At 75.4% G+C, this 18098-nt stretch carries 17 protein-coding genes and 2 pseudogenes; 12 read left to right on the forward strand and 7 right to left on the reverse strand.

Annotated elements, in window-relative coordinates:
- The first annotated feature begins 93 nt into the window (after positions 1-93).
- From ACIBTV_RS01245 to ACIBTV_RS01290, 10 genes and pseudogenes are all read left to right on the forward strand, one after another.
- Positions 94-513 carry a hypothetical protein gene (locus tag ACIBTV_RS01245; protein ID WP_396701154.1) on the forward strand — a complete coding sequence of 140 codons (420 nt, stop codon included), beginning with the start codon at positions 94-96 and terminating at the stop codon, positions 511-513.
- Between the two features lie 2 nt (positions 514-515).
- The gene (locus ACIBTV_RS01250; RefSeq protein ID WP_396702025.1) at positions 516-1694 is read left to right on the forward strand and encodes an SRPBCC family protein; all 1179 of its coding nucleotides are present in this window, start codon (positions 516-518) and stop codon (positions 1692-1694) included.
- Positions 1691-1906: pseudogene (gene gvpJ / locus ACIBTV_RS01255) on the forward strand (gas vesicle protein GvpJ); the annotation flags it as partial. The gene ACIBTV_RS01250 and the pseudogene gvpJ (ACIBTV_RS01255), both read left to right, overlap by 4 nt.
- A 218-nt stretch (positions 1907-2124) precedes the next feature.
- Positions 2125-2880 (forward strand): GvpL/GvpF family gas vesicle protein, encoded by a 756-nt coding sequence (locus ACIBTV_RS01260; RefSeq protein WP_396701156.1) that lies wholly within the window; start codon positions 2125-2127, stop codon positions 2878-2880.
- A 4-nt stretch (positions 2881-2884) separates the two neighbouring features.
- A complete protein-coding gene (locus tag ACIBTV_RS01265) occupies positions 2885-3280 on the forward strand; it encodes a gas vesicle protein GvpG (RefSeq protein WP_396701158.1) in 396 nt (131 codons plus the stop codon).
- Entirely contained in the window at positions 3237-3584 is a 348-nt protein-coding gene (locus ACIBTV_RS01270; RefSeq protein WP_396701160.1) for a gas vesicle protein, read from the forward strand. The genes ACIBTV_RS01265 and ACIBTV_RS01270 overlap by 44 nt, the downstream gene beginning before the upstream one ends.
- Positions 3584-3784: pseudogene (gene gvpJ, locus ACIBTV_RS01275) on the forward strand (gas vesicle protein GvpJ); the annotation flags it as partial. The gene ACIBTV_RS01270 and the pseudogene gvpJ (ACIBTV_RS01275), both read left to right, overlap by 1 nt.
- A 163-nt stretch (positions 3785-3947) precedes the next feature.
- Positions 3948-4757 carry a GvpL/GvpF family gas vesicle protein gene (locus ACIBTV_RS01280; RefSeq protein WP_396701162.1) on the forward strand — a complete coding sequence of 270 codons (810 nt, stop codon included), beginning with the start codon at positions 3948-3950 and terminating at the stop codon, positions 4755-4757.
- A 31-nt stretch (positions 4758-4788) separates the two neighbouring features.
- Positions 4789-5100 (forward strand): gas vesicle protein, encoded by a 312-nt coding sequence (locus ACIBTV_RS01285; protein ID WP_396701164.1) that lies wholly within the window; start codon positions 4789-4791, stop codon positions 5098-5100.
- Positions 5097-5450, forward strand: coding sequence for a gas vesicle protein K (locus ACIBTV_RS01290; protein ID WP_396701166.1), 354 nt, complete (start codon positions 5097-5099; stop codon positions 5448-5450). Before ACIBTV_RS01285 ends, ACIBTV_RS01290 begins: the two co-directional genes overlap by 4 nt.
- Positions 5451-5510: 60 nt before the next feature.
- Here the strand turns inward: ACIBTV_RS01290 and ACIBTV_RS01295 are convergent, their stop codons facing one another.
- From ACIBTV_RS01295 to ACIBTV_RS01325, 7 genes are read right to left on the reverse strand one after another with little or no spacing between them, the layout of a single operon-like run.
- A complete protein-coding gene (locus ACIBTV_RS01295; protein WP_396701168.1) occupies positions 5511-7745 on the reverse strand; it encodes an AAA family ATPase in 2235 nt (744 codons plus the stop codon).
- A 37-nt stretch (positions 7746-7782) separates the two neighbouring features.
- The gene (locus tag ACIBTV_RS01300; protein ID WP_396701170.1) at positions 7783-8253 is read right to left on the reverse strand and encodes a hypothetical protein; all 471 of its coding nucleotides are present in this window, start codon (positions 8251-8253) and stop codon (positions 7783-7785) included.
- 43 nt (positions 8254-8296) lie between these two features.
- Positions 8297-9049: a GTP-binding protein gene (locus ACIBTV_RS01305; protein ID WP_396701172.1), complete on the reverse strand. Its 753-nt coding sequence runs from the start codon at positions 9047-9049 to the stop codon at positions 8297-8299.
- The gene (locus ACIBTV_RS01310) at positions 9027-9488 is read right to left on the reverse strand and encodes a DUF742 domain-containing protein (protein WP_396701174.1); all 462 of its coding nucleotides are present in this window, start codon (positions 9486-9488) and stop codon (positions 9027-9029) included. Before ACIBTV_RS01310 ends, ACIBTV_RS01305 begins: the two co-directional genes overlap by 23 nt.
- Entirely contained in the window at positions 9485-9961 is a 477-nt protein-coding gene (locus tag ACIBTV_RS01315; protein ID WP_091594516.1) for a roadblock/LC7 domain-containing protein, read from the reverse strand. Before ACIBTV_RS01315 ends, ACIBTV_RS01310 begins: the two co-directional genes overlap by 4 nt.
- Positions 9958-12495 (reverse strand): nitrate- and nitrite sensing domain-containing protein, encoded by a 2538-nt coding sequence (locus ACIBTV_RS01320; protein ID WP_396701176.1) that lies wholly within the window; start codon positions 12493-12495, stop codon positions 9958-9960. The genes ACIBTV_RS01315 and ACIBTV_RS01320 overlap by 4 nt, the downstream gene beginning before the upstream one ends.
- The gene (locus tag ACIBTV_RS01325; RefSeq protein WP_396701178.1) at positions 12482-13666 is read right to left on the reverse strand and encodes a hypothetical protein; all 1185 of its coding nucleotides are present in this window, start codon (positions 13664-13666) and stop codon (positions 12482-12484) included. The genes ACIBTV_RS01320 and ACIBTV_RS01325 overlap by 14 nt, the downstream gene beginning before the upstream one ends.
- A gap of 382 nt (positions 13667-14048) precedes the next feature.
- Between ACIBTV_RS01325 and ACIBTV_RS01330 the strand changes: the two genes are divergently transcribed.
- Positions 14049-16916, forward strand: coding sequence for an alpha/beta fold hydrolase (locus ACIBTV_RS01330; RefSeq protein ID WP_396701180.1), 2868 nt, complete (start codon positions 14049-14051; stop codon positions 16914-16916).
- On the forward strand, positions 16916-17782 hold the full coding sequence (locus ACIBTV_RS01335; protein ID WP_396701182.1) for an ABC transporter permease: 867 nt from the start codon (positions 16916-16918) through the stop codon (positions 17780-17782). Before ACIBTV_RS01330 ends, ACIBTV_RS01335 begins: the two co-directional genes overlap by 1 nt.
- Positions 17783-18098 lie beyond the last annotated feature (316 nt).

An 18098-nucleotide genomic window follows, 5' to 3' on the forward strand; every position in this document is an offset into this window, starting at 1 on the left:
CCTGACGGAATGTTCCGCTCGTGCAGTCAGTGGGCCCTCTTTCGGCCTCGACCGCAGCAGGCGTCCGGGCCGCGGGGGAGCGAAGGAGAACTGATGAACAGCGGAACACGGATCGGCCTGGCAGTGAGTCTCGGCTACCTGCTGGGCCGGCGTCGCAAGATGCGTGCGGCCCTCGTGCTGGCCGCGGCGGTCGCCGCCGGGCGGGCGAGCCGGGAGCCCGGCGGGCTGCTGCAGAAGGGCACGGACCTTCTGCAGTCGTCGCCTCACCTGGCCGGTCTCGGCCGCTTGGGCGGCCCGCTCGCGGTCGCCGGGAAGGCGGCGGCGACCGCCGCCGCCGGCAACGGCATCGACGCCCTCGGCGACAAGCTGCGCGACAAGGCCGACTCGCTGCGGCGCCGGACGGCCGGGGTGGCCGAGCACCGGTCCGGCGGTGCGGCGGAGTCCGCCGACGGCGACGGCGAGCCGTCGTCGCGGGAAGCGGCCGAGCCGGTCGGCCCGCGACGGGGGCGGTGAGCATGCCCCCGGCGATGAGTGCGGGCGGGCTGACGGACAAGGTCCGCGGCCAGCTCGCCGACGAGATGCGAAACCTGGCCGAGGCCATCGGTGAGCGGGCCGTCTCCGTGGTGACGGAGAAGGTCACCGGGGCGACCGGCCGGCTCAGTGAGTACGCGAAGCAGGGCGGCGGCCCGGGGCTGATCGCCGCCGCGACCGGCGCGCAGCGGATGGCCGAGGGCGATTCCCCGGTGAAGGCGATGTTCCATGCCGGGCTGGCCGGCGGTAAGGAGAAGGTGATGTCCGCCCTCGGCAGGGGCACGGCTCGAGGCGGCAAGGGCGGCCGGAAGCTCAAGGTGACGAACATCGTCGAGACGATCGAGGTCGGGGTGCCCGTCCGGGTCGCGTACAACCAGTGGACCCAGTTCGGCGACTTCCCGAGCTTCATGAAGAAGGTCGAGAACGTCGACACCGAGTCGGACGAGAAGCTCACCTGGAAGGCGCAGGTGTTCTGGTCGCACCGCAGCTGGGAGTCGACCATCGTCCGGCAGATCCCGGACCGGCTCATCCACTGGCGGTCCAAGGGCGAGAAGGGCTCGGTCGACGGCACCGTCAGCTTCCACGCGGTGACGCCCGACCTGACCCGGATTCTGGTCGTGCTGGAGTACCACCCGCAGGGGCTCTTCGAGCACACCGGGAACCTGTGGCGGGCCCAGGGCCGCCGGGTGCGGCTGGAGCTGAAGCACTTCGTCCGGCACGTCATGACGCAGACCGTGCTCGACCCGGAGTCGGTGCAGGGCTGGCGTGGCGAGATCGAGGACTCGCAGGTGGTCCGGGACCACGACACCGCCGTGCGCGAGGAGCAGGAGCAGGAGCAGGAACAGGAGCAAGGGCGGGAACGGGAGGAGCCGGAGGAGGAGCCGCGCCGGGCCCGGCCGGCGCCGCGCGGCCGGCGCCGGACCGCCCGGCGGCGCCCCACCGAGGAGGAGTACGAGGAGTACGAGGACGAGTACGACGAGGAGCCCGAGGAGCCGGAGGAGCCCGAGGAGCCGCGCCCGACACGTCGACGCGCACCCGAGCGGGCCCGCCGCACACGGCCCCGGGAGGAGCCGGAGACCGACGCCGAACCCCGTAGCCGTCGGGCGCCGCAGTCCCCACGCCGCCCGGTCGTCCGTCGTCGTCGAGAGGAGTCGGACGAATGACGATCGCGACGACCGATGGCCGGGCCGGGGGCGCGCTGGAGCGCAGCGGCTCCGGCTCCGGCCTGGCCGACGTGGTGGAGACCGTGCTGGACAAGGGCGTGGTGATCGACGCCCAGGTCTCCGTCGCCGTGGTGGGCATCCAGCTCCTGGAGATCAACGCGCGGATCGTGGTGGCGAGCGTCGAGACGTACCTGCGGTTCGCCCAGGCGGTCGACCGCCTCGACATCACTCCCCGTAACCAGAAGGGGCTGCCCGACCTGGTCGAGGGCGCATCCGGCGCGGTGAGCGCCGGCAAGGCGGCGTCCAGCCTCGGCAAGACCGTCGGGGCGATCGGCGGCGCCGTGCGGGACGCGGTCGGTGACCTCGGCACCGACCGGGACCGTGACCGGGATCGTGACCGGGACCGCCGCCGCCGCGACGGGGAGCGCTGATGGCCGACGAGCGCGGACTCTTCATCTACGGCATCGTGCCGTCCGACGTGGAGCCGACGGCCGACGCGGAGGGCGTCGGAGACCCGCCCGGAGCGGTCACCGCGATCCGGCAGGGTCCGGTGGCCGCGCTGGTCAGCGAGGTCGCCCTGGAGGCCCCGCTGGGTCGGCCGGCGGACCTGGTCGCGTACCAGCAGCTGCTGGACGGCACGGCGGCGGTGGCACCCGTGCTGCCGGTCCGCTTCGGCACGGTGGTCACCGGGCCGGACGCGGTCGCCGACCTGCTCGACGCGCACGGCGACCGGTTCGCCGACGCCCTGGACGACCTGGAGGGTCAGGTCCAGTACGTGGTGCACGGCCGCTACGAGGAGGCGGAGCTGATCAGCGCCCTCCTGGCCGAGGATGCGGCCGCCGCCGACCTGGCCGACCAGGTGCGGGGGCAGCCGGAGGAGGCGACCCGGGAGCAGCGCATCCGGCTCGGCGAGATGATCAGCCAGGCGGTGGAGCTGCGGCGCGAGGCCGAGAACCGGGAGCTGCTCGACCGTGTCGGCGAGCTGGCCGTCTCGGCCGTGCCCCGCCCGCCCAGCAGCGAGCTGGACGCGGTGAACGTCGCCTTCCTGGTCGACGCCGACCAGGAGGACGAGTTCCTGGACGCCGTCGAGGAGTTCGCCGAGCAACGCCGCGACCTGGTCCGAACGCGGCTGCTCGGGCCGCTCGCCCCGTACGACTTCGTCAGCGCCCACGAGTTGGCGGGGTGAGGCGGTGGACATTCTGTGGACGCTGCTGACCCTCCCGTACGCGCCGGTCCGTGGGCTGACCGCGGTGGTCAAGGTGATCGCGCGGGAGGCGGAGTCGCAGCGGTACAACCCGGCGAACATCCGGCGTGAGCTGGAGGAGCTGGACGCGGCGGCGGCCGCCGGTGAGCTGACCGCCGAGGAGCGGGACGCGCGACAGCAGCAGGTCCTGGACCGGCTCACCGGCGGCGGCCCACGCCGGGCCTCCTCCTCGACCGCCCGCCCCGGCCCCGGTGCGGAGCGGGTTCCGGGTCCGGGGCCGGAGCGGAGCCGGTCGGGGCCGGTGGTGCGACGACGCAACCGCGGGGGAGGTGTACGCGATGGTGGATCGGATCCGCGGCGGCGACCGGGTGCGACGTCGTGAACCCGAGCCGGAGGACGAGTGGGCCGATGACGAGGAGTACGTGGAGCCGCTGTCGGCCGCCGAGGCGGCCCGGGAGGGGTTGCGGCAGATCATCGAGCTGACCGGACGCGAGCCCGTCGGCACGACGTCGCTGAAGGCGGTCCGCGACGGCTGGCTGGTCGGGGTGGAGGTGGTCGAGGACCGCCGGATCCCCGCCTCGACCGACCTGCTCGGCCTGTACGAGGTGCAACTCGACGTCGACGGCGTCCTGCTCGGCTACCGCCGGGTGCGGCGCTACCAGCGGGGGAAGGGCGAGGTGGGCTGATGACCACAGCGCGTACGCCGTCCGTGGTGCAGAACTCCGGCCAGGTGCTGCCGGCCGGGCACGAGCCGGCCAACCTCGGCGACATCCTGGAGCGGGTGCTCGACCGGGGCATCGTGATCGCCGGTGACATCCGGGTCAGCCTGCTCGACATCGAGCTGCTGACGCTGAAGCTCCGGTTGGTCATCGCCTCGGTCGACACGGCCCGGCAGATCGGCATCGACTGGTGGGAGCACGACCCCTGGCTCAGTTCCCAGGCCCGCCCCCCGGTCGAGCCCGGCCCCCGTGATCCGGAGCAGGTCGAGGCGGAGCGCCGGCCCCGGGTCGAGGCCCGGGCGCGACGGCGGGACGCCGGGGAGGAGTGGGATGAGTTCGACGGCTGACGCGCTGACCGCTCGGTGGCTGCACGGCGTCGTCCGCGAGGCCGACCTCGGGCTGCTCGACGGGCTCGCCGGGTTGACCGGCGAGCCGGTCCGCCCGGTCCGGGCCGCCGGCCTGGTGGCCGTGGTGAGCCGGGTCCCCCTCGCCGAGTACGGGGAGGAGGCGCTGCGCCGCAACCTGGAGGACCTGGCCTGGCTGGAGTGGGCCGCCCGCGCCCACCACCGGGTGGTCGACGCCCTGGGCCGGGCCGGCGCCGTGGTGCCGGCCCGGCTGGCCACCGTCCACCACGACGACCGGCGGGTCGTCGACTCGCTCACCGAACGGCGCGCCGACCTCGCGGGGCTGCTCGACCGGCTCACCGGGCGCGGCGAGTGGGGCGTCAAGGGGTACGTGGTGCCCGGGGCCGTGCCTCGCGCGGAGGAGCCCACCGCGTCGGGCGGGCCGGGGGCCGCGTACCTGCGGCGGCGACGCGCCCAGCTCACCGCCCGCGAGGACGGGCAGCGGGCGGCCGGGGCCGCCGCCGCCGAGGTGCACGAGGCCCTGGCCCGGCACGCGGTCGCCGCCCGCCGGCACGCGCCGCAGGACCGCCGCCTCTCCGGTGCGCCCACCGCCATGGCGCTCAACGGCGCGTACCTGCTGGACACCGCCACCCTGGCCGCCTTCGCCGGGCTCGTCGAGGCGCTCGGGGCCCGGCACCCGGAGCTGCGGCTGGAGCTGACCGGCCCGTGGCCGCCGTACTCCTTCGTGGCCGACGGTCCGACGGAGCCGGCGCTGACCGTCCGGGAGCCGGCGTGACCGCCGGCCCGGGTGCGCGGGGGCGGTCACGATGGTGACCACCGGGCTCGCCCCGAACAGCGCCGACGATCCGCTGGCTCACGGGCAGGTCGCCCTGGTCGACCTGCTCGACCGGGTGCTCAGCACGGGCGTGGTGGTCAGCGGCGACCTCACCCTGGCCATCGCCGACGTGGACCTGGTCCGCATCTCGCTGCGCGCGCTCGTCGCGTCGGTCGGCGCCCTGGCGCCCCCGGTGCCGGACGCCGCCCTGGGATCGCCGGACGCCGCCCTGGCGTCGAACACCGCGCCGGTGCCGGACGCTGCCCTGGGGCCGTCGGTGCCGGACGCCGGGGGGCCGGCGTGACCGACCGGGACGAGGCGGCGGAGCTGGCCGCCGCGCTGGACGCACCGCAGTGGCGCCCGCCGCGCGTGACGCCGCTCGACCGGCGGCTCGCGGTGGACCGGGAGTCGGTCGAGCGAGGGCTGGCCAGCCTGGTACTCACCGTGGTCGAGCTGCTCCGTCAGCTGATGGAGCGGCAGGCGCTGCGCCGCGTGGAGCTGGGTGACCTCACCGAGGAGCAGGTCGAGCGGATCGGCACGACGCTGATGGCGCTGGAGGAGCAGATGGCCGGGCTCTGCGAGCACTTCGGCCTGGGCCCGGAGGACCTGAACCTGGACCTGGGCCCCCTGGGCCCCCTCCTGCCACCCCCCTGACAGCGCCGACGAGTTCATGATCACCGGGGGCGTCCGGGTGGGGCGTTCGGGCGGGGGTGGTCAGGGGGTGTGGGTGGCGGCGTAGGTGGCCAGGTGGGCCAGTTGGACCGGGTCCAGGGACGGGCGGACGCGTCTGCGCGCGGCCGCCACGTGCGCGGCGGTGACCGTGGTGGCGGTCAAGGACTCCCGCATCGCGGCCAACGCGGCCTCCCGCACCAGCGCCGCGCAGTCCGCCGCCGAGAAGCCGTCCAACTCCTCGCCGAGGCCGGTCAGGTCCACGTCCGGTGCCAGCGGAACGGTACGCGAGGCGGCCCGCAGGATCTCCGCCCGCGCGGCACCGTCCGGCGGCGGCACGTAGACCAACCGCTCCAGCCGCCCGGGCCGCAGCAGTGCGGGATCGACCAGGTCGGGACGGTTGGTCGCGCCGACCACCACGACGTTGCGCAGCGCCTCCACCCCGTCCAACTCGGTGAGCAGCGCGGCGACGACCCGGTCGGTCGTACCGCCGTCGCTGGTCTGCCCCCGCACCGGGGCGAGGGCGTCCACCTCGTCGAGGAAGACCAGGGTGGGCGCGGCCTCGCGGGCCCGGCGGAACAGTTCGCGGACCGCGCGTTCGCTCTCGCCGACCCACTTCGAGAGCAGTTCGGCGCCCTTCACCGACAGCACGTTCGCCCGCCCCGAGCCGGCGAGCGCGGTGACCAGGTACGTCTTGCCGCAGCCCGGCGGGCCGTAGAGCAGCACCCCGCGCGGTGGCCGTACGCCGAGCCGAGCGAAGGTGTCCGGGTAGGTCAGCGGCCAGAGCACCGACTCGGTCAACGTCTGCTTCACGTCGGCGAGGCCGCCCACGTCGTCGAGGGTCACCGTGGCCAGCTCCAGCGTGGACGCGGCCATCGTGGTCGGCCGGACCACCTCCAGCGCGGCGGTGAAGTCGGCCATCGCCACCGTCGGCGTCTCGGCCGACTTCTGCCGCAGCGCCGCCCGTACGCCGGCCTCCCGCACCAGCGCGGCCAGGTCGGCGGCGACGAACCCCGGGGTCCGGCCGGCGATCTCGTCCAGCCGGACGTCGTCGGCGAGCGGCACCTGGCGGGTCAGCACGGTCAACTGCTCACGGCGCAGCGCCGGGTCGGGCAGCGGGACGCTGATGCGCAGGGAGAGCAGGTCGGGCGCGCGCAGTGCGGGGTCGACCGCCTCCGGCCGACCGGTGGTGCAGACCACCGCCGCGCCGGACCGGACGGTCTCGGCGAGCACCTGCCGGAACACGGTGGCCACCGGGCCGGGCTCGTCGGCCGGGGCGAGCGCCTCCACATCGGTGACCAGCAGCACGGCGGGGCCGTTGGCGCGTACCGCGGCTGCGGCGGCGCGCAGCCGGTCGGCTGCCGCCTGGTTGGTCAACGCCGCCACCTCGGGGGCCCACAGGGCGTACACCCGGGCACCGACCTGGGCGGCCACCGCGCGGACCAGGGCGGCCTTGCCGGAGCCGGCCGGCCCGCTGACCAGGACGCCCAGCGACACGTCGGTGCCGAGCCGCCCCAGCACCTCCCGGTGGTGAAAGCCGAGGTCGAGCAGTTCGGTCAGCTCCTCGGCCTGCGCCCGCAGCCCGGGCAACTCGTCCACCGCCGGCACACCGGCCGTCCCGGGGCGGCCGGTGGTTCCGTCCGGGCCGGCAGTTGCGGCCGCACCGGGGGTCGCGGGCCGGCCGGGGGCGGGGGAGCCGTGACTGAACGGCGCGTGTTCCCAGCCGACCAGGGTGTCCATGGTGACCAGCGTGCCGTCGGCCGGTTCGGCGGCGACCACGGTCAGCAGGGTGCTCGTCCAGGCGTAGCCGACGGTGTTGGCGAGGCTGCGGCGGGCCGCCTCGACCAGGCTCCGGACCGACGCGTCCGGCAGCACGTCCTGGGGGAGCAGGGACACGTCGTCGCCCGCCGTGACCACCTTGCCGAGCAGCGCCAGCCGCAGCATCTCCGGGCTCACCGCCGCCACAATCTCCACCGGCCCGGCCAGCTTCACCCGTGCCGCCGGGGCCACCGGGAGCGGCGCGACGGTCACCCGGCCGCCGTCGCGTACGCCGAGGTTGCCCAGCACCAGGTCGTCCGCGTAGAGCAGGGCGGCGGCCGCACCCGGCTCCGCCGCCGCCACGATTCCGGCGGTCACCCTGCGGGCGGACAGCCGAATCGGATCGCCGGGGCGCAGGCCCAGCGCGGTCAGCACCTCCGGGTGCAGCCGGACGACGCCTCGCCGGGCGTCCAGGGCCGCCGGGCGGAGGCTCGCGATCAGGGTCAGCTCGGGTGGCGCCACCGCCCGACCCTAGCCGCCGCAGGCACCCCCCGCCCGGTCACCGCCGCGGGTCGTGCCCGCTGAGCAGCGACGGGTCCCGCCGGATCAGCTCGGCCAGCCGGGCGGCCTGGTCGGGGCCGGGCTCGCGTTGGCCGGTCGTCCAGGCGGGCACGGTCTTGACCGACATCGGCCAGGGCGGCGGTGGCCCGGTGGGGCGTGTCGCGTCGTCCGGCGGACCCTCGGACGCGGTGACGGTCACCCGGTCACCGGCCCAGCCGACCCGCAACGGGTACGACTGCCCGTCGTGCTCGGCGCGTACGGTCACCGTCAGGCCCGGGTGCGCGGCCACGACCCGCCGGACGGCCTCGGCGACCTCCTCCACCGGGTCGTCCACCGGCGGCCCGTACGGGTCCTGCCGGTGTGCGCCCGCCTCCCGGCCGGCCGGCTCGGCCGGCGGCTCGGTGACCCGCCGCAGCGCCTCCTCACGCCGGGCCATCCGGGCGAGTGTCTCGTCCAGACCACCTCTCACCACGACCACCCCCTCAAGGACACGGGTCTGACCGTCCAGGAGTTCAGGCCTCCCGTCGCCGGGTGGCCCGTTCCAGCGCCCGGTCCAGGACGACCAGCAGGGTGTCCCGCACCGACAGCCGGTCCCGGGCGTCGAACTGCACCAGCGGCACGTGATCGCCGACCGCCAGCGCCCACCGGATCGAGTCGAGGTCGAGGGCCAGCCGCCCGTCGAAGGCGTTGACCCCCACCACGAACGGCAGCCCGGCCCGCTCGAAGTAGTCGATCGCCGGGTAGCAGTCGTCGAGCCGGGAACTGTCCACCACGACGAGCGCGCCGAGCGCCCCACGGGCCAGGTCGTCCCACATGAAACCGAAGCGGGACTGGCCGGGCGTGCCGAAGAGGTACAGCTTCAGGCTGCGGTCGATGGTCACGCAGCCGAAGTCCATCGCGACCGTGGTGGTGGTCTTGGCCGACCGGGCGCCGGGGTCGTCGATGCCGATCCCGGCGCTGGTCATCTCCGCCTCGGTGGTGAGCGGGGCGATCTCCGATATGGCGCCGACGGTCGTGGTCTTGCCGACGCCGAAACCGCCGGCGATGAGGATCTTCACCGGTACGGGCGGCGCGGCGACCCCGCCACCGTCCACCCGGGCGGCGGGTCGCGCCTCGGGTGGGGTCGGCGGCCGGTGGGGCGGCGGGGTGGCGCGTCCGGTCGCCGGGCCGGCTGCGCCGGGTGTGCCGTACCGGGTGGTGGCGCTGTTCGCGGCGAGTCCGCCGAGCGGGGCGAGGGGCCAGTCAGGAGATCGCACGGAGTCCATCAATCACTCGCAGGATGAGGTCGGGGTCGGAGGCGCCGTCGCCGTGGTCGAGGTGCACCTCCAGATGGCCGGTGGCCCGCAGGTCGCCGACGAGGACCCGGGCCACGCCGAAGTGCAGCCGGGTCCGGGCCGAGATCTCCGCGACGGAGATCGGCTCGTCGCAGAGGGCGATGATCGCCTGAAGTTCGGGCGTCAGCAGGGCCACGGCCGGGCCGGTGCCGCCTCCGTCCGGCGCGGCCGTCACCTGGGTCTCCAAGCCGATCGCCGGATCGGGAGCGGTCACCCGGCCGGCGGTCAGCACGAACGGCCGCGGAACGGCCGGACCGTCGCCGTCGGGCCCCGCCGTCGAGCCGCCCGGCCGGGACGTGACCGGCGCGCGCAGGTACGGACGGATCCGGATCTCCGGGTCCGGTCCGTCGCTCGCGCCCTCGCTGGTCATTGCTGGGCGGCGTTCTTCAGCTCGGCGATGAGGCGGGGGGTGAGGGCGCCGCCGGCCCGCCCCGCGAAGAGGGTCATCTCGTACGCGACCGTGCCCAGGTTGGCCGACCGGTCGGCGACCACCCCGAGCACCGACCCGCTGCTGATGGCGCTGATCAGCAGGTAGCCCTCGGCCATGTCGACGACGACGCGGTTGAGCCCGCCGAGGGCGTACCAGCTCGCGGCCCCGCCGGCCAGGCTCGTCATGCCGGAGACCACCGCGGCGAGCCGCTCCGCGTTGGACCGGTCCCGGATCGCCGACATGGCCATCAGCAGGCCGTCCGAGGAGACCGCGATGGCCTCCAGCACGCCGGCGGTGCTCGACGTGAACGTGTCCAGCAGCCAGTTGAAGGTGCGGGCCTCGGGGCTGAGGTCCCCGGCGGGGGCGGGGCTGCCCGGGTTGTCGACGTTGTCGTGCAGGTAGGAACTGGTCACCGTGTCGATCCCTCTTCGTTCGGACGGTCTGGACTGACTTCGCGCAGAGCACGGGCGACGCCCGCCTCGAACTCGGTGATGAGGTCGCGGACCTCGGCGGGGTCGCCCGGGTGGGGGCTGACCGGCGGGCGGGCCGGCTCACCGTCGAGGCTCGCCCCGGGCATCCGCCGGTTCAGCGCCGGCCGAGCCCGGTGCGCCGGCTCCAGCCGCTCCGCCCGGCGTACGCCGGACTCGATCGCCTCGACCAGCGCGCGGGCCGCCGCCGGGTCGGCGCCGGTGCCGTCGATCGGTCCGGCCGGGGGGCCGCTCGGCGGTAGGTGGCTTCCGGGCACCCGCTGGCGGATGCGGGGCCCGACCGCCGACCCGGCGCGGTCCGGTCCGCCGCCGTTCGCCGCCGCTTCTCCGCCGGCCGTTCGGAGGGACGGCCGGCGGGGCAGCCCCGCCGGGGTGACCCCGGCCGGTGGGGTGGCGGTGGGGCCCGGCACGGCCGCTCGGCCGGCGACGGTGGCGGTGGGTTCCGGCGCCGCCGGCGACCGGTCCACCGGCACCGTCTCCGGTGGCGCGACGTCGCGGTGCGGCGCGCTGATCTCCAGGTAGGCGACGCCGCCGGTCAGGGCCGGCGACCGCCGTTCCCGGGGCGGGACGGTGGCCCGGGCGATGGCGGCGCCGGCCCGCTCGGTACGCCGGAACACCAGCGACGCCTGCGGGATCTCGAGCCGGGCGGTCACCCCGCCGCCGCCGGTGGGGGCGAGGTTCACCGCCCAGCCGTGCCGGCGGGCCAGCCGGCCCACCACGAACAGCCCGAGCACCTCGGTCGGGGCCAGGTCCAGCCGCTCCCGCCGGGTCAACCGGGCGTTCTCCTCGGCCAGCCGTTCCCGGGTCATGCCGATGCCGTGGTCGGTCACCGTGACCCGGACGCCGGCTCCGGTCGGCTCGGCGCTGACCACCACCCGGGTGTGCGGGGGTGAGAAGACGGTGGCGTTCTCCATCAGCTCGGCGAGCGCCAGCACGAGGTCGCCGACGGTGGCCGGTGCCGCCGCGATCTCCGCCGGCACGCGTACGTCGACGCGGGTGTAGTCCTCGATCTCGCCCAACGCCAGGCGGACCACGTCGGCGAGCGGCACCGGCGCCACGTACGCGTCGGTGCCCGGCGAGCCGGAGAGCACCACGAGGCTGCCGGCGTTGCGCCGGAGCCGGCTGGAGATGTGGTCGAGGCGGTACAGGTCCGACAGCCGCCCCGCGTCGGTCTCCCGCTGCTCCAGCCGGTCGATCAGCGCGATCTGCCGGCCGACGAGGTTCTGCGTACGCCGGCCCACGTGACCGAACATCTGCGCCACGTTGCGCCGGCCGGCGACCTGTCGCTCGACCAACCGGGCGGCCGTCGTCTGCACCCGCTCGAACGCCCGGGCCAGGTCACCGATCTCGTCGCGGGCCCGGACGTCGACCGGATCGAGCCGCACCGGCGGCGCGCTCTCCGCCTCGGCGTCGGCGACCCGGACCAGCTCCGCCTCGGCGACCCGGGCGACCCGGTCGGCGGAGCGGGTGAGCCGGGTCAGCGGGCGGGCGACCGTGCGGGCCACCACGGCGCTGAGCAGCAGCACCACCGCCAGGATCAGCACGGCCAGGCCGGCGACCAGGTACGCGGCGGTCAGCGCCCGCCGCTGTTCCCCGGTGGCCTCGGCGAGCACGTCCGCGACCATCTTCTTCTCGATGAACTGGCCGAGGGTGACCATCGACCGCGCGGACGGGAAGACCATCTCCAGCGGCACGTTGCGCACCGCGCCGGCCGGGTCGACGGCCCCCGTGCTGAGGAAGTCGGCGCTCGTCCGGGCGGTCACCGCGGCGTCGTTCAGCTCGGCGAGCTTGCGCTGCTGCGGCGTGATGAGGCTGCGGAACCGCTGGCTGTCGACCCGGAGGGCGGCCATGGTGGCCACGAACCCGGCGGTGACGGCCGGGTCGTCGGAGACCTTGACCAGCACGATCAGGGTGGCGCAGAGGCCCAGCCCTTCGTCGGCGCGCAGCAGCGAGTCCAGCGCCAGCACCTGCCGGCCGGCCGCGGTGTCGGTGTCCACGTCGAACGCCAGCCGCAGCGAGTCGATGAGCGCCCGGTTCACCGGGCCGTACGCGTCCAGCACCTGCTGGGGTCCGGCCGCGCCGGCGAGCACCGCCGCCCGGACGTCGGTCAGCGACCGTACGCCCTCCAGAGCGTCGGCGACCAGCGGCTCCAGCCGGTCGCCGCGATCGGCGCGCAGGTCGGCCACCCGGTCGTCCACGCTTGCCGACCGGCGCATCAGTTCGGCGCGGGTGACCGCGCCCAGCAGCAGGCCGACGGAGAGGATGCGCTCCTGCTGGAGGTCCTGCACGAGGGTGCCGATCCGGCTGGCCAGCCGGACCCGGTCGGCGATGTCACCGGCCCGCTGGGCGACGGCGACCCGGTCCAGGACCACGGGCACGGCGAGCCCGATCATGCTGACCAGCGGGATGACGACGAGCAGGGCGAGCTTGCCGCGGATCCGGAGCCTACCGAACAGCATCGACCGGCCCCCAGCGTGCGGCCTGCGGTTCGGCCGGTCGGCCCGTCGGTGCCAGCGGTCGGGGCTCACCCGCCCGTACGTCGTCCGGTCCGGGTCGTGGCGGCCACGGCGGCGTCCGCGGGGGCCCGCCCGCCTGCGACGGCGACACCGGGGCGGCCCGGCGACGGGCCCGGCGGGCCGCGGCGACCAGCAGTCCGGCGAGCGCCGCCAGCAGCAGGACGGCCAGACCGGACGCGCCGAGCAGCAGCCACCGCTCTCGGTCCAGCCGGTCGACCCGGGCGGCGAGCAGGGCGTCGAGTTCGGCCAGGATGACCGGTTGGAGCTGCCCTGCGGCGGCGTGCGCGTTCAGTCGTGCGCCGACGATCGGCGCGGGATCCAGCACCGGGGTGCGGCTCGGGGCGGAGGCGACGGCGAGCGCTTCGACGGCCCGCTGGTAGGTGTCCAGCGGGGTCAGCACCGTGCCGCCCAGGTCGGTGCTCTCCGAGCTGTCGACCGCCGCGCGCAGGTCGTCGACCAGGGCACCGGCGGGTGCGAGCGCGCCGACCCGGAGGGTGGCCAGCTCGGCGAGGGTACGGCCGCGGTCGGCGGCCGGCCGTCGGGCGGCGAGCACGGCGAGGTCGGCGAGCCGACCGGCGGCCACCACCGCCTCCGGCAGTTCCTGACCGGCGGCGTCCTGGAGGAAGGACGAGTCCGCCTCGGGGTCGCGGACCAGCCCCGAGCTCTCCCGGACCTTGCGGTGCAGGTCCAGCAGCAGGTCGGTGACCTCGCCGTACGCGGTGAACGCCGCCTCGGGGTCGCCGGCTCCCCGGTCGCGCAGCGCCTCCAGCTTCGCCCGCAGCCCCGCCCAGCGCTCCTGGCTGCGCAGCAGGGCGCCGATGCGGGCGTCGACCGTCGCGGCGTCCTCGACGGCCTCCGTGAGGGCCGGGCCGGCGGGCCGGCGGCCGGCGACCGCGGCGGACTGGGCCTCCACCAGGGCGGCGGTGACCGGGGCGAGCGCCCGCAGGTACTCCACGCCGAGGCGTTCCCGGGCGGCGAGGCTCCGGTCCTGGTCGGTGAGCCGCCAGGTCTGCCGGGCCAGCACACCCATCGGTGCGAGCAGGGCGACGACGATCAGCAGGGGCAGGACGCGGCCGGCGGGCCGCCGAGGGGCCCGGGGCGCGGGGACGGTCATGGTCGGTCTCCTCCGGCGAGGGCGGGGACGGTGTGGTGGTGTCGATGCCGGGTTCGCCGGACCAGTCCCGTACACCGGACCGGAAAAGTAACCGAAGGGCCTGGTGGTGCGGTCGCTGTCGATCGGTCAGCTATGCGTCACTACGAGCGATGTCACCGTTCGTCCCTCTCGCCGGCACGCTCGGTGCGCCACCGGGGAGTGACATGCAATGATCACTGACGATTTCTCGCGGAAGATCGGAATTCACGGGATCCGAATTCATCTCTCCGGGATCCACTGGAGCGTGGTCGATCGCGCCCCTTTCGGCACCGACCGGAGCAACCGGACAGACGTACGGCGGATCTCAGCCAATGCTCAGGATCCGGCCCGTACCGTGTGCCGCATGAGATCGCCGTTGTCGGCCGCGCGGGTCCGGCGCGCCCTGCCCACCGGCCGTCGCGCCGTCGCCGCGGCGGCGGTCGTGGTGCTGCTGGTCGCCGCCGTGGTGTGGGCGGTCCGGCCGCGCGGGCCGGAGGTGCGCACCGAGTCCGCCATGCTGACCGTCCGGTCCGGGCCGGACGGTCAACAGCCCGTCGACCTGGACACCACGCTGTACCTGCCGAAGGACGCCTCGGCGGGCAGCAAGGTCCCCGGGGTGCTGCTCGCGCACGGCTTCGGCGGCACCAAGGAGTCCGTACGGGCCGACGCCGAGGAGTTCGCCGGCCGGGGCTACGCGGTGCTCACCTGGACGGCCCGCGGCTTCGGCCGCAGCGGCGGCGAGATCCACCTGGACCATCCGGACTACGAGGTGCGGGACGCGCAGCGCCTGCTCGACTGGCTCGCCGCCCGGCCGGAGATCCGCACCGACTCCTCCGGTGACCCGCGCGTCGGCGTCGTCGGCGGCTCGTACGGGGGCGGGCTCGCCCTGCTGCTCGCCGCCCAGGACCGGCGCGTCGACGCCATCGTCCCGATGATCACCTGGAATGACCTGGCGCGGAGCTTCCTGCCGGAGAGTACCGGCGGCCCCGCCACGGCGGGCGTGTTCAAGAAGGGCTGGGCGGGCCTCTTCTTCGGCGGTGGCGGCACCGTCGGATCGGGGCCGGCGGGGCTCTCCGGGGTCACCGCCGCCCAGCCGCAGGGCGCGCCGGCGTCGGCCGGGCCGCCGAGTCCCGGCCCCGGCGCCGGTCCGGGAACCGGGCCGGGGCGCGCCCCGACGGGCGCCGCCGACCCGTCCTGCGGCCGGTTCGCCGCCGACGTGTGCTCCGCGTACCTGCGCATCGCCACCACCGGCCGGGCCGACCAGGCCGCCGTGGATCTGCTGCGCCGGTCCAGCCCGGCCGGCGTGCTCGACCGGATCGCCGCGCCGACCCTGCTCGTGCAGGGCGAGGCGGACACGCTCTTCCCGCTCGGCGAGGCGGACGCGAACGCGCGCGGCATCGCCGCCGCCGGCACCCCGGTGCGGGTCGCCTGGTTCACCGGCGGCCACGACGGCGGCGCCGGGCCGAAGACCGACTCCGACCGGGTGCGCTACCTGACCGTCCAGTGGCTGGACCACTACGTCAAGGGCGGAACGGCGGCACCCGGCAACGACTTCACCTGGTCCCGGATCGCCGGCTTCGACGCGCTGGACCGGGGTCTGGTGGCCACCGGCTACCGGACCACCGACTACCCGGGCACCGGCGGCGACGGCCGCACCGACATCGCCGTGACCGGCCCGGAGCAGACGATCGCGAACCCGCCGAACGGCAACCCGGCGGCCATCTCGTCGGTGCCGTTCGCGGGCGCGCTCTCCTCGCTGCTCGACGGGGTGGCCGGCGACGTGCCGGGCCAGCACGCCCGGTTCGAGTCGGCGGCCCTGACCCAGGCCGTGGACGTGGTCGGCGCGCCGACCGTGTCGATCCGCGCCGCGTCGCCGACCGGCGAGGCCGTGCTCTTCGTGAAGCTCTACGACGTGGACCCCAACGGCGGGGCCACCCTGCCGAACGGTCTGGTCGCCCCGGTGCGGCTCACCGGCCTGCCGCAGCGGATCGCCGACGCCCGGCCGGTCACCGTCACCCTGCCGGCGATCGTCCACCGCGTCGAGGCCGGGCACCGGCTGCGGCTGGTGGTCGCCACGTCGGACCAGGCGTACACCGGCCCGGCCGAGCCGGCGGTCTACACCGTCGCCGCGGGCGACGGCCCGGTGGCGCTGCCGACCGTCAGCGGCGAACCCATCCCCACCGCGGCGACCGTCTGGCGCTGGGTGCTCGCCGGGCTGCTCGCCGCGATCGTGCTCGGGCTCGTCGTGGTCGTCGCCGTGGTCCGCCGCCGGCACCGCCGCCAGGACAGCTCCGTGCATCCGGCGTACGCGGACGTCCCGCTCGCCGTGCGCCAACTGCGCAAGGAGTACGCCGACGGTTTCGTCGCCGTCTCCAACGTGGACTTCGAGGTGCACCCCGGCCAGGTGGTCGGCCTGCTCGGGCCCAACGGCGCCGGCAAGACCACCACGCTGCGGGTGCTCATGGGGCTGACCCAGCCGACGGCCGGCGAGATCTACGTCTTCGGTCACCGGCTGGTCCCCGGCTCCCCGGTGCTCTCCCGGATCGGCGCGCTGGTCGAGGGACCCGGTTTCCTGCCGCACCTGAGCGGCCTGGAGAACCTGCGGGCCTACTGGCGGGCCACCGGCCGGCCATGGGCGGACGCCCACTTCGACGACGCGTTGGAGATCGCCGGGCTGGGCGACTCCGTCCACCGGAAGATCAAGACGTACAGCCACGGGATGCGCCAGCGGCTCGCCATCGCCCAGGCGATGTTGGGGCTGCCGGAGCTGCTGGTGCTCGACGAGCCGACCGACGGGCTCGACCCGCCGCAGATCGCCGAGATGCGCCGGGTGCTCCAGCGGTACGCCACCGACGGGCGGGCCGTGCTGGTCTCCAGCCATCTGCTCGCCGAGGTCGAGCAGACCTGCACCCACGCCGTGGTCGTCAACAAGGGGCGGATCGTCGCGTCCGGCCCGGTCGAGGAGATCGTGGGCGAGTCGCCGAGCGTGCTCTTCGACGTGACCGACCCGGCGGCGGCGCGCGACGTGCTGGGCCGGCTGGCCGGCGTACGGGTGCTGCCGGAGAGCGACGGCCAGCTGGTCGTGGACACCAACGGCACCGCGCGCAGCGAGGTGGTGGCGGAGCTGGTCCGCGCCGGCATCGGGGTGGACCGGGTGGTGCCACGGCGGCGCCTGGAGGACGCGTTCCTCGCCCTGGTGGGCGAGAACTCTCGGGGAAGCGGGGACCGGTGATGGGTACGTCCACGGTGGGCGCGGCCTCCGGCTACCGACCGTCGGCCACGCTGCCGTTCGCGGCGGAGTTCCGGCGGCAGGCGGCCCGGCGGCGTACGCAGCTGGCGCTCGGGTTCATGGTGCTGCTGCCGCTGATCATTCTGATCGCGTTCCAGTTCGACTCGGGTGGCGACGACGACAACGGTCGCGGCGAGTTCGGCAGCCTGATCGAGTTCGCCACCTCCGGCGGGCTGAACTTCACCCTCTTCACCATCTTCGTCTCGGCGTCGTTCCTGCTGGTCGTCGTGGTGGCGCTCTTCTTCGGCGACACGGTGGCCAGCGAGGCGAGCTGGGGGAGCCTGCGCTACCTGCTCGCCGTGCCGGTGCCCCGGGCCCGACTGCTCACGGTGAAGCTGCTGGTCGCGCTCGCGTACTCGGGGCTGGCGATGCTGCTGCTCGCCGGCACCGCCCTGCTCGCCGGCACGCTGCGCTACGGCTGGTCGCCGCTGCGCAGCACCGTCGCCGCCGAGCTGCCGGCCGGGGAGGGGCTGCTCCGGCTGCTGGCCGTGCTGGGTTATCTGGCCGTGGTCCTGCTGGTCGTGGCCGGCCTGGCGTTCCTGCTGTCGGTCACCACGGACGCGGCGCTCGGGGCGGTGGGCGGCGCGGTGCTGCTGTGGATCCTCTCCAGCATCCTGGACCAGATCACCGCGCTCGGGGCGCTGCGGGCGTTCCTGCCCACCCACTTCAGCACCGCCTGGCTGGGCCTGCTGTCCACGCCGGTGCAGACCGACGACGTCGTACGCGGCACGATCTCGGCGGTCGGCTACGCGACCCTGTTCTGGGCGCTCGCCTACTGGCGGTTCACGCGCAAGGACGTGACCTCGTAGCCGACCCCGGTCCCGTAGGCGCACACCTCGTCCCACCTGGTCCTGGTGAGTGGTCGGTCGCCCTGTCGACCTGCCCCGGATCTGGGGCGGCGTCCGACGCCGTGGCGAGCCGCCGTAGGGCGGGGTCGCGGGACGCCGTAGTGCGCAGTCGCGCCGGATGCCGTAGCGGGAGGGAAAGGTCCACTCCGTTGGGCCGACCTGGCGCGGTGCCGCGCGGCGAAATCCCGCCAGAGGGCCCCGACGGTGTCGATCATGTCGCCGGGCCGGACGTGCGGGTGCCGGATGCTGGCGCGTGGCGGATGTCGCGGCGAGCGGC

Origin of the sequence: Micromonospora sp. NPDC049366, from assembly GCF_044466625.1 — a bacterium.
In the GTDB taxonomy this organism is placed as follows: Bacteria; Actinomycetota; Actinomycetes; order Mycobacteriales; family Micromonosporaceae; genus Micromonospora.